The sequence below is a fragment of the Empedobacter sp. UBA1574 genome (assembly GCF_002322895.1).
Classification (GTDB): domain Bacteria; phylum Bacteroidota; class Bacteroidia; order Flavobacteriales; family Weeksellaceae; genus Empedobacter; species Empedobacter falsenii_B.
Window position 1 is genome coordinate 114,757 of record NZ_DCOI01000032.1, and the last position, 15,627, is coordinate 130,383.

12 protein-coding genes are annotated in these 15,627 nt (G+C 31.3%); 1 reads left to right on the top strand and 11 read right to left on the bottom strand.

Annotated elements, in window-relative coordinates; all coding sequences use genetic code 11:
* Positions 1-4: 4 nt before the first annotated feature.
* From B3578_RS10110 to B3578_RS10135, 6 genes are all read right to left on the bottom strand, one after another.
* Positions 5-1,474, bottom strand: a complete 1,470-nt coding sequence (locus B3578_RS10110; protein ID WP_286494866.1) for a histidine kinase — start codon at positions 1,472-1,474, stop codon at positions 5-7.
* A gap of 325 nt (positions 1,475-1,799) precedes the next feature.
* Complete coding sequence (gene bioA / locus B3578_RS10115; RefSeq protein WP_291048364.1) at positions 1,800-3,071, bottom strand: adenosylmethionine--8-amino-7-oxononanoate transaminase; 1,272 nt, start codon at positions 3,069-3,071, stop codon at positions 1,800-1,802.
* The gene (gene bioB / locus B3578_RS10120) at positions 3,059-4,054 is read right to left on the bottom strand and encodes a biotin synthase BioB (protein ID WP_291048367.1); all 996 of its coding nucleotides are present in this window, start codon (positions 4,052-4,054) and stop codon (positions 3,059-3,061) included. Before bioB ends, bioA begins: the two co-directional genes overlap by 13 nt.
* A 62-nt stretch (positions 4,055-4,116) precedes the next feature.
* Complete coding sequence (gene bioD / locus B3578_RS10125; RefSeq protein ID WP_291048370.1) at positions 4,117-4,536, bottom strand: ATP-dependent dethiobiotin synthetase BioD; 420 nt, start codon at positions 4,534-4,536, stop codon at positions 4,117-4,119.
* Positions 4,537-4,623: 87 nt separating this feature from the next.
* Positions 4,624-5,673: an aminotransferase class I/II-fold pyridoxal phosphate-dependent enzyme gene (locus B3578_RS10130; protein WP_291048373.1), complete on the bottom strand. Its 1,050-nt coding sequence runs from the start codon at positions 5,671-5,673 to the stop codon at positions 4,624-4,626.
* Positions 5,674-5,775: 102 nt separating this feature from the next.
* Positions 5,776-6,237 carry a hypothetical protein gene (locus B3578_RS10135; RefSeq protein ID WP_291048376.1) on the bottom strand — a complete coding sequence of 154 codons (462 nt, stop codon included), beginning with the start codon at positions 6,235-6,237 and terminating at the stop codon, positions 5,776-5,778.
* Positions 6,238-6,483: 246 nt separating this feature from the next.
* Between B3578_RS10135 and B3578_RS10140 the strand changes: the two genes are divergently transcribed.
* A complete protein-coding gene (locus tag B3578_RS10140) occupies positions 6,484-7,932 on the top strand; it encodes an FAD-dependent oxidoreductase (RefSeq protein WP_409410628.1) in 1,449 nt (482 codons plus the stop codon).
* Between the two features lie 91 nt (positions 7,933-8,023).
* Here the strand turns inward: B3578_RS10140 and B3578_RS10145 are convergent, their stop codons facing one another.
* The 5 genes from B3578_RS10145 to B3578_RS10165 all read right to left on the bottom strand — a co-directional run bounded on the left by B3578_RS10145 (position 8,024) and on the right by B3578_RS10165 (position 15,572).
* Positions 8,024-11,131, bottom strand: a complete 3,108-nt coding sequence (locus B3578_RS10145) for an efflux RND transporter permease subunit (protein ID WP_291048380.1) — start codon at positions 11,129-11,131, stop codon at positions 8,024-8,026.
* 3 nt (positions 11,132-11,134) lie between these two features.
* Complete coding sequence (locus tag B3578_RS10150; RefSeq protein WP_291048383.1) at positions 11,135-12,226, bottom strand: efflux RND transporter periplasmic adaptor subunit; 1,092 nt, start codon at positions 12,224-12,226, stop codon at positions 11,135-11,137.
* Between the two features lie 4 nt (positions 12,227-12,230).
* Positions 12,231-13,481, bottom strand: a complete 1,251-nt coding sequence (locus B3578_RS10155) for a TolC family protein (RefSeq protein WP_291048386.1) — start codon at positions 13,479-13,481, stop codon at positions 12,231-12,233.
* 72 nt (positions 13,482-13,553) lie between these two features.
* Positions 13,554-14,891, bottom strand: a complete 1,338-nt coding sequence (locus B3578_RS10160) for a sensor histidine kinase (RefSeq protein WP_291048389.1) — start codon at positions 14,889-14,891, stop codon at positions 13,554-13,556.
* Between the two features lie 3 nt (positions 14,892-14,894).
* Positions 14,895-15,572, bottom strand: a complete 678-nt coding sequence (locus B3578_RS10165) for a response regulator transcription factor (RefSeq protein ID WP_125349494.1) — start codon at positions 15,570-15,572, stop codon at positions 14,895-14,897.
* Positions 15,573-15,627 lie beyond the last annotated feature (55 nt).

A 15,627-nucleotide genomic window follows, 5' to 3' on the forward strand; every position in this document is an offset into this window, starting at 1 on the left:
GTGGTTAGTTTTTTGGAGTGAATGGATATTTTGGTTCGATATAAGGTAAAAAACAAATAAATTCTTCATTTTCTACTTTTGTTGAGAAATTATCAATTTGATAAAAATGATAGATTTTTTGTAAATAGTTTAAACCAAATTTCTCATTTTCTGTCGCTTTATTTTTTTTCTGAAAAGTATTTTTGACGATAATCAAATCAGATTTTACAACAATATTTATAGTCAAAGGTTGATCAATTGTAGCAATATTATGTTTTATTGCATTTTCTACAACAATCTGTAATGCCAAATATGGAATGTTTTTTTCTAAGCTTTTCGAATCTTCGATTTGTAAATCAAAAATCAATTCTTCCGAAAATCTACTTTTATGCAAATCCATGTATTGTGCAATAAAATCTAATTCCTTTTTTACAAGCACTATATTTTCCTTTGGCGGAACAATAAGATATCGGTAAATTTTAGAAAGATTCATCGTGAATTTCTGCGCATTCTCTTTGTTCAAACCAATTAACATATAAAGTGAATTCAACGAATTGAATAAAAAATGTGGATTAATCTGATTCTTTAATTGTTGTAATTGCGTTAGAGTATTCGCATTTTTAATCTTTTCATTTTCAATTGATAACCTATTTTTTTCTTCGATTACAAACGCTTTTTCCTTGTATGTTTTAGATGTTATTTTATTGAATAACAAAAAGATAATGATAATTAAAAAAACAGTTCCCAAGAAAATAAAACCTACATAAAATTTAGTTCGTTCTACATTTTCATCAATGATATAACTCAAATGATTCACGACAATATATCCATCAAAATTCTTGGTGTGTAAAGGTTTTATAAAACGTTTGATATCCGTATCTTTTATAAACTCGGACGAAGCATCATTCAACGTATATAAATCTTGCGAAAAATTAGAATTAATTGTGCTCGTTATCGTATCGCTTGGCTGAATATCTGTAAAATCGAAAACATTTTTCCCAATAAATTTTTCATTAGGATGCGTAATACAAATTCCATCTTTATTGAAAACATACATATAATTGGACGAAGTTGCATCTACTGTCGTAAAAAAATTATACAAATCAAACAGATTAATCGTCGAACCGTAATACATATTTTGTCCATTAGACAACTTGATAGAATCGTAATTTACCCAATACAATGTATCCTTATAATCCAACAAAAAATTATCAATCTGTTGATTTTTTGTAGTATATATCGATTGAAATTCTTTAATATTTGGTTGATTGATAGCTTTTGAAAGGGTTGATTCATCAGGAAAATGATTTGTTTCTAAAGAATGAATAGAAAACCAATCATGGCGAATTAACTTTCGATTTGAATTTAATTCATTCAAAACCAAAAAATGATCTGCTACATTTTTTTCACTTGTCTTTTTAACAACTTTTTTTAAAACTTCTTGATATTCTTCGATGTTTTTAAACTCAAATTCAACTGCTTCATATTTCCTCAAAAAACTTTTTTTGACAAACTCATCATTATTTTTTTGACTTTCTTTATTAATTAAAAAACTCAATATAACAAGAGCAAAAACAGCAATAACACTTACAATAAGCGCTATAACATAAATGGATTTATTAGATAAATGGACTCGAAATCGAAAAGACAAACTATTTTTTTTGCAAAACTAAGGGAAGCTTTTTAATCAAAAAAATAAGAGAACATTTATCATAAAATGATAATTTTCAAATATTTGACAATATTATATAAACTAAAATCTCCCAAAAGGGAGATTTTTTTATCTTTTTAATCTTATAAGCGTCATTTAGAACTTAACATTAAAACAATTCGATTAAAGCTTGACGAATCGTATCATAAATATAATTTAGATCATCAGTCGAAATACAATAAGGAGGAACTAAATAAATAATATTCCCTAAAGGACGCAATAATATACCTTTCTCTAAAAAGTAAGGATATAGCTTTTCGTGTATATCACTAAAATAAGATGTTTCTTCATTTGTATTCCATTCCAACGCCAAAATAGTGCCGCATTGTCTTATCACTTTTACTTTAGGATGATCTTGAATAGACACAACAAAATGTTGATGTTGATGTACAATATTTGCTATTTGCTGTTGTATAGAAGTCTGTAATAACAAATCAAGACTTGCTAACGCAGCGGTACACGCTAATGGACTTGCCGTAAAAGAATGCCCGTGAAATAACGTCTTATTCAAATCATCAGCATAAAAGGCTTGGTAAATTCTATCTGTACAAGTTGTAACGCCCAAAGGCAAAGTACCACCTGTTAAACCTTTCGAAAAACACATAATATCTGGAACTTCTGTCAAATGATTTGCTGCAAATAATTTACCTGTACGACCAAATCCTACAAAAATCTCATCTTGAATCATTAAAATATGATATGCTCTACAGCAACTCATCAATTGATCTAAATATTCAGCCTCATGCATCAACATCCCCGAAGCTCCTTGAACCAAAGGTTCGTAAATAAAACACGCTACTTTAGTTGCAACTTCTTTTATTTGCGATTTAATCGCTTCTATATTTTCTGCATTCGGCGTATCAATAAATATAACATCAAAAAGCTTTTCACTAAAAGGTTCTGTCCAAATTCCTCTTCCACTTACAGACATCGCGCCAAAAGTATCACCATGATAGGCATTTTTGAACGCTAAAATCACAGGTCTATCTTCTTTTTTATTGAAATGATATTGTAAACACATTTTTAATGCTACCTCAATCGCTGTTGATCCATTGTCGCTATAAAATGCTTTCTTTTGATTTTGAGGTAAAAGAGCCAACAAACGTTCAGACAATTCAATTGCAGGTCGATGCGTAAATCCTGCAAAAATAACATGTTCCAAAGTTGTTAGCTGTTCGTGCATTTTTTGTGCAATATACGGATGCGCATGTCCATGCAGCGTTACCCACCACGATGAAACAGCGTCAATATATTGTTTGTTATTTTCATCGTAAATATAACTTCCTTCTCCTCTTACAATTGGAATAATATTATTGGCTTTTTTCATCTGCGTATAAGGATGCCAATTCACCAACTGATCGCGTTCTTTTAATGTGTACATGTCTGAGTTGTTTCTTGTTTAACCATTGGTATTAAACCTAAATTTTCAAACATTTTCATATCCTCTGTTACCCCAGGATTAGGCGTCACCAATAAAGTTTCACGCTCTCCTGTAAAAATCGAATTCGCTCCAGCCATAAAACACCAAGCTTGTTCAACTTCCGTCATTTCTATTCGACCAGCACTTAACCGAACAATCGAAGAAGGCATCACAATACGAGCTGTAGCAATCATACGAACCATATCCCAAATATCTACTTTCGGATTATTTTCTAAAGGTGTTCCTTTTACTCTTGCTAAAGCATTTACAGGTACAGATTCTGGATGTTTTAGCATTGTTGCCAAAGTTAATAGCATAGAAATTCGATCTTGATGCGTTTCTCCTAAGCCAATAATTCCACCCGAACAAACTGTAATCCCAGCCTTTCGCACATTTTGTATCGTATTGACTCGATTATCAAATTTACGTGTAGAAATAATCTCATCATAATAAGCTTCGGAAGTATCTAAATTATGATTATAAGCGTGTAAACCTGCTTCTTGCAAACGAATTGCCTGCTCTTCTGTCAACATTCCTAATGTACAACACACTTCTAATCCCAACTCATTTACACCTTTCACCATTTCGATTATTCGATCAAAATCTCGATTATTTCGTACTTCTCTCCAAGCAGCTGCCATGCAAAAACGTGATGAGCCAGCTTCTTTTGCTTTCTTTGCATGTGCTAATACTGTTGCTGTTGGTAACAAAGCTTCTACTTTAATATCGGTATGGTAGCGCGCTGCTTGTCCGCAATATGAGCAATCCTCGGGACAACCACCTGTTTTTACAGATAACAAGGTGCATACTTGTACTTCTCTTGCGTTGTGCCATTCTCGATGTTTTTTGGATGCGTGATATACTAAATCTAATAATGGTTGATGATAGATTTTTTCGATTTCTTCTTTCGTCCAATCATGGCGTGTTTCGTTTGATACTTTCATTGTATTTAAATATTAAATTGATACTTAATTGTTTTTTGCTATATTTCTCACTTCGCTTGAGTTTATTGAATTGAGTTTTGGTATAATGATGATAGAAATATCCGGACTACTAGGAGATTAAACTGCTGAATAAGATCAATCATAAAATCTTCTTCATTAATAGGAACAAATAATCCGCCTGCTCCTTCAACAATAAGAGAATTGGTTGTTTTGGGAAGTTCAAAATCATTTAGATTGATTTCAATATCTTCTTCTTTTGCAGATTGATGTAGCGAAGCGGCTTTTTGCAAACAATAACGTTCTTGATGAATTTTCAGTTCTAGAGAAGTTAACGATTTTGCCAACAAACTATCTGATGAATCTAAATCTCCCAATTGTATTGGTTTGCAATAATCAGCTTGTAAAACTTCAGTTAAAATTGCTGAAACAATCGTTTTCCCAGCTCCTGTCCCAATTCCTGTAACAAATAATTGTTTAGACATTTTCTTTTATCTTTTCCATTAATTGATTAATTTCTTCTTGTGTGTTAAAAGCATGCAAACAGATTCTTAAGCGCTCTTCTCCTTCTCCTACTGTAGGTTGAAAACCGCAAAAGTGTTTATTTCCACCAACTCCAATTGATTTTTGATTTTGGTTAATTGGTTTGTAGACTCAAACTTTAGAATTTGAATTGGACTATTTTTATTCGAAAAACTCGTTAAGCCACTATTTGTAAAATGTGAAATATTATATTGTAAACTTTCTTGAAGCGATTTATTTTCTTTGATAAACTGATAACCTTTTCGTAAACCTGTCACATGAAAATCAGCAATAGCTGTGGTGTAAATAAAAGTTGAAGCATAATTAATGAGATAATCAATCACTAACTTATTAGCTAAAATCTCGGCACTGCTCATTCCCATCGCTTTTCCATAAGTTACAACCGTTGCAAACACTTTGCGTTGTAAACCCAATTGATGAACCAATCCGTAATTAAAAACACCAAAAGCATGAGCTTCATCTACCACTAATGCTGCATTGTATTTATTGGCTAATTCAACCAGTTCAATTAATGGAGCACAATCACCATCCATCGAATACAAACTTTCTACCGCGATAAAACAACACTCTTCTACTCTTTGCAATAGTTCTTCTAAATGATTTAAATCGTTATGTTTAAACTTTATTTTTTTTGCGTTAGATAATTTAATCCCATCATGAACTGATCGATGTATATTTTCATCAACTAAAGCAATATCATGTTGAGTTAAAAGCGCAGAGAAAAGTGCCAAATTAGCATTATATCCAGATGAAAAAAGTGTTGCAGCTTCTACTTTATGTTCTTTCACAATCATCTCTTCCGTTTCACTTAGATAATCAGAATTCCCACTAATCAAACGTGCTCCAGTAGAACCATAAAGTAAAGATGGTTGCACTATAAACTCATTTAAAATCTGCTGATGTAAGATTTCATTTTTAGCTAATTCCAAATAATCATTACTATAAAAATCAATTCCAGAAGAACGAACTTTTAATTCCTTTTTGTTCCTTTTTGTTCTTTTTCGAATAGAGATAGTTGCAATGGAATAAAAAATTTCGATATTATTCAGTTCATTTTCAATTGCAGAAATCCAATTCATAAATAACACTTCTTCTAGTTGTATCACTTGATTTAAATAGATTTACCATTCAGTATGAAATTTTTTTAATTGTGAAATCATTTCTTCAAGATGACCTTCTTCTTAGACAATAATAGATTTCACCATCACTTTTTGTTGATGCGCCGTCAAAATATCTTGATATATTGGATACAATTCATCTGCCCTCACTTCTATAGCGTAAGTCACAAACAAATAAGCTGCGTATTTTAAATCTTCCCCATCAAGATTAAATTCTTTCTTCAACAAACGACAAACCTGAATATCTAATTGATGTAAATAATACATTGTTGCTTTTGGTGCTAAAAGATAAATAGGCTCATAATTGACACAAGCATCTGGAATTAATTTTATAATTTGCTTTTTCAAATAATAAGCATGGCGATGTTCCTCAGCTGCATGTTTCAATTGGATAAGATTCACAAAAGTTTTGTGCTCACATGCCGAAATCTTTCGTGCTCCTGCATTTTCCATAAACGAAAGTGTATTAAGCCACTTTACATGTAATTTTGGTTCTAAAACAATATGATTTAATAATTTTTTCAATTGATTTTATTTTTGACCAAAATTATAAGTCCAACGGATTGTATATACATTCCACTTTTATAATAAATGATAGTCCGGATATATTAAACCCATTCTAAAATCTCTGAAAAAGGTTGTAGAATCATCACTATAAAGAAGTTGAATAATGAAAACTATTATTACAGAAAAATTCATTATTCATGTATTAATTCTATCTTTTACGATTAGATTTTTCTAAATAGCTACTTTAATCTTATTTTTGCAAAAATTTTTAAATTGAGTACTCGAGAAAATTGGATAAGTTGCAAGAATTGTAATGGACTTGGAAAAAAAAGTCAAGGAGTTTCGAAAAGGAAACTATCGCGTTATGAATCAGCTGTTGCTCAATCTAAAAAGAATGAAAATTTTATTACTCCAAATAAACCAAAAAGTTCGATGCAGATCTGTACTGTCTGCTCAGGAACCGGTTTGACAACTACAAATGAACATCCATCACCCAACGAAAAAAAATATCCTCATGTTGCAATTGTCGGAGCTGGAATTGGTGGAATTGCATTAGCATTAGCGTGTTTACATCGTCAAATTCCTTTTACACTTTTTGAACGTGATCGAGCTTTCAACGATCGTTCCCAAGGTTATGGACTAACGTTACAGCAAGCTAGTAAAGAATTAAAAAAATTTGGAATCCAAACTTTAGAGGAAGGAATCGTTTCTACATTGCATTTAGCACATACTATAGAAGGAAATGTGATTGGCGAATGGGGAATAAGAAAATTGCAAGATAAAGAAGCGATTGAAGCTAAAAACAAAAATAAACATACCAATATTCACATTGCGAGACAATCTTTACGCTTAGCTTTTTTAAATCAATTAGGTGGCAATAATCAAGTTTTATGGAATCATCAATTAGTCGATTTTAATGTTGATGATAAAATAGAATTAACGTTTGATGTTGATGGAATTCAAAAACACTTTAAAGCTGATTTACTTGTTGGTGCTGATGGCATACGAAGTATAGTTCGTCGATTGATTATAAATGAGGAAAATACTCCATTACGTTATTTGGGGTGTATTGTTATTTTAGGTATTTGTAAACTGGATGCTTTAACTAATTTAGAAAATCATTTGTTGGATGGAGCAACGGTATTTCAAACAGCAAATGGAACTGAACGAATGTATATGATGCCTTATGACAAAGATTCGGTTATGTGGCAATTTAGTTTTCCAATGTTAGAAAATGAAGCGATAGCTTTGAGTAAAAAAGGTTCAGAGGCTTTAAAAATAGAAGTTGCTAAAAGAACGCATTGGCACTCTCCTATTCCTGAAATTATTGCAGCTACAGAACCCAAACAAATCACTGGATACCCCGTTTATGATCGAGATTTATTAATGTCAAATTTACTAGAAAATGCTGGCTCTGTCACTTTAATTGGCGATGCAGCTCATCCTATGAGTCCTTTTAAAGGACAAGGTGCAAATCAAGCTTTATTAGATGCTTTATTGTTAGCACAAAAAATAACATCAGCTTATAATAATATTCAAAATAAACAGATTAATTTACGTGAAGAAGTTTTACAACAATATGAAAAAGAGATGATGGAACGAAGTAGCGTTAAAGTGAAAAAGTCAGCAGATGCCGCAAAATTTTTACATTCAGATATTGTACTTCAAGAAGGTAACGTAACGTTTGGTTCTAAGTGGTCTTCTACTTTATAATTAATTATTCTAGATTTACTCATTCATAATCAATAAAAAAGGAGTTTTTACCTTTTGATAAAAACTCCTTTATATAAAACAACTACACAAATTATTTCAGGAATTTCTGTTGATATTCTTTTCTATATGCATAATAAAATACAACTGGAAGAATTGTAAAGGATAAGATTAAACAAATAATTAATCCTCCTACAATCATAATTGCCAAAGGCTTTTGAATTTCTGATCCCATTCCGGTAGAAAGTGCTGCTGGTAATAATCCCATCGATCCCATAAGCGCAATCATCACAACAGGGCGTATTCTACTTTTAACACCATTGACTATTGCTTCTTTTAATTGCATTTTATGCTTTAAATTATCTCGAATAACACCAATTAGAACAATTCCATCAATCGTTGCTACTCCAAAAAGAATAATAAAACCTATTCCCGCAGATATACCAAAAATGGTTCCTGTTACCCAAAGCGAAATAAATCCTCCAATAAAAGCAAAAGGCAGTGTTAATGCAGCTATCGCTGTGTCTTTTACATTTCCGAAATTGGTATACAATAATAATAAAATCAAAACTAACGAAATCGGAACGACCATTGCTAATTGTTTTGCTGCACGCTCTTTACTTTCGAATTCACCAGCCCATTCCATGTAATTTTCTTTCGGTAATTTAACTTCTTTCGCCACTACTTTCTTCGCTTCATCGATTGTACTTCCTAAATCACGACCTTCTATACTGAATCCTACACCGATATATCGACTATTTCCTTCTCGATAAATAAAAGCAGGTCCTGTTTGATAACCAATTGTAGCTATTTCCTGCAAAGGAACATTGTTCCCATTACTTGTTGGAATCAAAATATTTCCAATTTTCTCAGGAGTATCTCTATAAGCTTCCTGAAAACGAAGAATAACATCAAACTGTCGATCATTTTCATAAAACTTAGTAGCTGCTTGTCCACCAATTGTCATTTCAATTACTGCCTGAACATCCGCTGTACTAATACCATATTTCGCCATTTTTGAATCACTCAATTCTATTCTAAGTTCAGGTAAACCAATATTTTTATAAACATTGATATCCGTTATTCCATTTACTTTTTCGATAGAAGTAGCGACCTTGTTTGCATATTTTTCTAAATCATACAAATCATCACCAAAAATCTTAATAACTAATGAACTTTTTACACCAGCTACATATTCTTCGACATTATCTTGAATGGGTTGCGAAAATCCAAATACAATTCCTGGATAATGATTTAGTTTATCTCGCATCTCTTGAATAATCTCTTCTTTTGAAATCTTGCGCTTCCAATCTTTTTCATCTTTTAATTGAACATTAAACTCAATATTAAAGAATCCTGTTGGATCTGTTCCATCATTTGGACGACCTGTTTGTGTTAAAATAAAATCAATTTCATCACAATCTTTCTGCATCAACTCTTTCATCTCTTTTGTTAATCGAGTTGATTCTTGTAAATTGACACTATTTGGTAAAGTTGCACGAATGTAAATTGCTCCTTCATTCAGTTTTGGAAGAAATTCTGATCCATAATGCGAGAACTTAAACAAACAAAGAGCTAAAATTCCTAAAAAGATTCCTATTGTTGCCTTTTTATAACGAAATGCAGTTTCATATAATCCAAAAATAGTTTTCTGAAAAAATCGAGTAATAAAGTTCTCTTTCTCCTCCATATTTTTCTTAAAAAGCAACTTACACATTGCAGGAACATAAGTTAGACTTAATATTAAAGATCCTAATAATGCGTATCCTAATGTAAATGCTAAAGGAGAGAACATTTTACCTTCCACTTTTTGGAATGAAAATATCGGTAATAAAGCAACAATAAGAATAAGTAAGGCAAAGAAAATATAAGAAGCTACACTTCCTGCACTTTTCTTTATAACACCCATTTTACTCATTTTTGCGAAACGTTCTGCTCCTACTTTATGTTGCATTGTAGCTAAAGCAACAAAAACTGTTTCTACAATTACCAAAGTTCCTTCTAACAACAATCCAAAATCCAGTGACCCCATTGAAATTAAATTCGCTGGTAATCCTTGTATTTTCAACATGATAATTGCGAACAAAAATGAAAGCGGAATAACCGAAGCTACAATAAATGTTGATTTCCAATTATATAAAAAAACAAAAACAATTAATGATACCAATAAAATACCTTCAATAATATTTTTAGAAACCGTATGTACTGTATTATCCACCAATTTGGTACGATCTACAACTGTTTCAATTTTCACATTATCTGGTAAAGTTCTTGTATTCAATTCTTCAATCTTCGCTTTCAGATTTTCAATGACTTCGGATGGATTTTCACCACGCAACATCACAACAATTCCTTCTACCATATCATCATGCTTATTGTAACCAACTTGCCCCAAACGTGGTTTATTCGAAATGACAACATCTGCCACATTTTTGATCAAAATTGGTGTAGAACCATTTAGAGCGACAGTAATATTTCCGATATCCTCTATCTTATCTAGTAAACCAACACCACGAACTACATAAGCTTGATCTCCTTGCTGAATCACATCTCCACCAACATTTATATTTGATTTAGAAACTGCTTCATAAACATCTAAAGGCGATAAATTATAATTCTTTAATTCTGTTGGATTAATTTTAATTTCATACGTTTTTTCTTCTCCACCAAAACTTACAACATCTGCAACTCCTGATACAGAAAGCAATTCACGTTCTGTTACCCAATCTTGTATCGCGGTAACTTCCTTGATCGGTAAATCACTTTTGATCACATAACGAAAAATCTCTCCTGTAGCACCAGAAGGCGGTTCAATATCTGCATCAGCTCCTTCTGGTAAATCAACTCCACTCAATTTATTCGATACATATTGTTGTGCATAAAAATCATCTACTCCATCTTCAAACTGAACCGTTACAACAGATAATCCGAAAAGAGAAATTGAACGAATATTAGATTTATGCGGAATACTATTCATTACTTTTGAAACTGGTAGAGTCACCAATTTTTCCATTTCCTCAGCACTTCTTCCTGGCCATTGTGTTATAATACGAGCTCTAGTATTTGTTACATCCGGAAATGCCTCTATTGGTGTATGTTTTAAAGAAAATATACCTGCAAAGAGTAATGCAAATACAGCAAATAAAACAAAGGTTGTATTTCGTAACGAAAAAGTTACGACTGATTGTACTAACTTTTTCATTTATTATTTATTTAATTCCTCAAATATCATTAGAGCGTTTCGAGAAATAACTTTCTCATTTGGAGCAAACTTTTCGCTAACAAATGTGAATTCTTCATTCTGACCAATCGTCGTAATTTTTCGAATATCCATTGTACAATCATTTTTATATACCACCACATATTCCTTGTTGTTCTCAAAAACTTTGGCTTTGTTTGGTATCGCAAATGCATTTCCTACAATATTTTGTTTATCGATAATAATATCTGCACTCAAACCTGGCATCAAGTTCAAATCTTGATTTTCTAACACAACACGCGCTTTCAAAACGTGTTCATTTTCATCAAACACATTGTATATTTTATCAATTTTTCCAACATAAATTCGATCAGGATACGCCATAGATTTCACTTTTACAGCATCTCCTTTTTTTACATATTGCAGATTATTGGCGTAAATATTTACCATTACCCAAACTTGTTTCAAATTAGAAATAGAAAATAAATTATCTTCTGAATCTGAAATAATAGATTGACCAACGCTCATGTTTTTCTGAACGATATAACCATTTTTAGGTGATAAAATCTGGAATTGACCATTGCCAACCGCACGATACATTCTCAAGGTTGCATTGATTTTATCAATTTCAATTTGCGTTGATTGTAATTCGTGTTCTGCCTCTGTAACTTCGGGTTGAGAAGCCATTCCATCATTCAACAATTCTTTTTTCGACTTGATTTGTTTTCGAATCAAATCCATTTGATTTTGATGATAACGCTTTTGCTGTACCAAATCCAACACTTCGTTCGATTTTACAACTGCCAAAACTTGACCTTGACGCACATAATCACCTAATTCAAAATTCACTTTATCTACCACTCCTTGCAGCAAACTTTTAAAACCAACCAAGTCATTTTCGTTGTATTCAATTTTTCCTGACAAGGTTAATTGTTCGTGAATCGGCTGCTCTAAAACAGCTACAATTTCAGTTGACTTTTTCAATTGTTCGTTCAAACAAAATTTGTCTTCTTTTACCGCTTCTTTCGGGGCTTCTTGCTTGTTACAACTACTTAAAACCAAAGTAAAAGCAGCTAAAAAATAAAAACTTTTTTTCATCATTTTATAAATCTTGTCCAACGATATAATTTAGTTCTTCGAATGTGTTTTGATAATTTTCCAATAAATCCAAATAAGCTTTTTGAGATTCGCGATAAGCCTGCGTAAAATCAATAAATTCTAATAAAGTGATTTGTTTATTTTGGAGATGTTTTTTGTAATTGTCAATCATGGTTAGTTGCTCTTGATTGTTCAATTTTTTCCACTGAATAAGAGCTTTATCCAATTGACTAATTTGATTTTGAAGTCGATCGATCGAAATATCTAACTCAGAATGTAGCGCATTTTTCGTAATTTGTTGTTGATTCAGTACAATTTCTGAAGCTTTGATGTTTCCTTTATTCGTATTGAAAATCGGTAAATCAATGCTTACACCTACACCTACAAAATCGCGCATAATATTTCCACCACGATCATAATTTACCTGAAAAGCCAAATCTGGTGTACGTTGCGCTTTTTCTAAAATCAATTGTTTTTCAGCTAAATTGATTTCATTTTCTTGTTTTTTTAACGCTATATTTTGCTCTTTTGCTAATTGTTTAGCATTGAATGGGATTGATTTGGAATGAGAATTGAATCTTGAAAAATCGATTTCATTTACATTTAAATCTGAGTTTTGCGTTAACAATCGAAGTTTATTAATGTATTCAATTTCTTGATTTTCTAGCTCAATTTGATCTTTTTGTAAACCGATTAATTCTGTTTGAAGTCTGTAAAAATCTGCTTTCGGAACATTTTTTAAATCTGCTTGTCGCTGATATTGCGTCATCATCTGTTCAAATAAATCAATACTATTTTGCAATTCTTTCTTTTCAGATTGAATACGCGCCAACGAAAAATATGTTTGTCTCAATTCTTTTTTCAGCTCACGCAACAATTCCTCATACTCAAAAAGTGCCGAATTCTTTTCTAATTCTTTAATCGCAACACGCTTTTTTCGTTTACCTGCCGTTTCAATTAATTGCTCTAATTCGACAGAAATTTGTTGATTTTTCCCGTATTTACCGAATAAATAAGGCTGTTCTTCTACATTATAAGTTTTCCAAAGATTAACCTCAGAAATACTCAACGTTGGATTTTGCCATAATTTCTCCTGAATAATTTCAGCATCAATTCTGTCAACATTGAATTTATTCGCAATGAGTGCATAATTTTTTTGTAAAAACGCGGCTTCTAGATTGTCCAACGTTACGTTTTGCGCCTGTGTTTGCATCGCAAAAATAATTGGAATTGCAGTATAATAGATCTTCTTCACTTCTACTCTTTTTGAAAATTCAAAAGTAAAAGTGTAAGATTAAGGCGAGTTTTAAGTTAGATTAAAAGTAGATTAGAAAATGAGTTTAACAATCGTTCCTTTAGGTTTATTTGGAACAATTTCGATATCAATTTGATGAAGTGTAAAAATAATATTCGCCATCGAAAGTCCAATACCTTTTCCTTGAAAATCTTGCGTGTTTTTTCCTCGAAAAAAGTTTTGTTTAATTTGTTTGATATCGGTTTCTAAAATACCAATTCCCAAATCGGAAATATGAATTTGTAAACGATGATTGATTTCCAAAAACTGTACTAAAATCGGTTGATTGTTCGAATATTTTATCGCGTTACTTACTAAATTATTCAAAGCTACTTCTAATAATTTTTCGTTTCCTTGAATGGTTAACAATTGATTATTTTCGACTTGTAAATCCACATTTATACGTGCTTGATGATACAAAATAGCATTTTCAATCACTTGCCAAACTACCTCATCAATTCGAATTTGACTAAATTCAAAACTCGTTTTTGCACCCGAAAGCAACATCATTTGATCTAACGTTTCTTGCAAATCATTCGTATATTGTTTCAATTGCACAATCACGTTTTCATATTCTTCGAGCGTTCTTTTTTTATGATTAGTTACCTCTAAAGTCCCTAATAATGCTGTAATTGGAGTTCGTAATTCGTGCGAAACATAATCGATAAAATTCTTTTGTACATTAAAAGTTTGCGCTATTCGATCAATAAAATGATTGTAGGTTTTGATTAAATCTTCAATCTCCGCATACGATTTATTGAGCTTTAAAGGTTCAGTAAAATTCTTTGCATCACGCTCTTTTATTTGCTCAATAATTTTTGTAATCGGTTCATAAGCAATTACTCCTAAAAAATTAGAAAATAGATAAATAAAAATCAACCCAACCAATGAAACCGAAATCAAAATTTGAAGTAACGATTGCATTTGTTCGTTAAATTCTTGTTTAGATTCACGCGTGATTACAACAAAATCACCTTCATTATCACGATAAAAAATTCCGTTATAAAAGAAATCTTTACTTGTAAAAAAATCTGATTTATTGGCACGAATATTTTCTATAAAATTGGTTGAAATATCTTTATTAGACGACATATTTCCATTGTATTTTTTGTTGTTATGATCAACAATTAAAATATTTTTTCGGGAAATCGTCTTCTCTAATTGATTTTTGATATTATTATGTTCTAAAACAGGTAATTCGTCCTTTTCTAAATAATAAATAGAAGCCAAAAGTGTCTTATTCTGCAATGATTTGATCTCTTTTTTCTCCATTTCGGTATAAAAAGAAAAATAAATAATTGTAGAAACAATCAAAATAATGATACTAAAAATAATGACTGAATAAAGCGCTAATCGATGTTTTAACTTCATAATTTAAGCTTTAAACATATAACCAACGCCTTTTACTGTATGAATATATTTCATACCATTTTTCTCTATTTTATTACGCAAATACGAAATGTAAACATCCACAACATTGGTGTGATTATCGAATGTTATTCCCCAAACAGCATTTAAAATTTGGATACGAGTAACGGTTTTATCTATATTTTCGATTAAATAATTCAACAACTTAAATTCACGAGGAGAAAGCTCTGTTTCTTCTTGATTGACAAAAACTTTGTATTGATCCAAATCGATTTCTAAGTCATCAAAAATCAATTTATTTTCAGGAATTTCTTGTGAACGAAACTGATTACGACGCGTTAAAGCTTTGATTCGCGATAATAATTCGTCGAAATGAAATGGTTTTGTAATGTAATCATCTGCACCATAGTCCAAAGCCGAAACTTTATCTTGAACTGTATTTAATGCACTTAACATCAAAATTGGAGTGAATATTTTTTTGTAACGAAGTGTCTGTACAAGCTGAATTCCATCCATTTTTGGTAACATAATGTCACAAATAATCAAATCAAACTGAATCGTAAGAAATTCATCTAAAACAGTTTCCGCATCTTTACAAAGCGTAACCAAATGTCCATTTTCTTCTAATCCTTTGATTAAAAAATCGCTAATTCGCTTATCATCTTCGATTACTAAAATTTGCATATACTTTCCATTTTTCCAAAATTAATGAAATTGATCAAGATGAGATGAATATAGC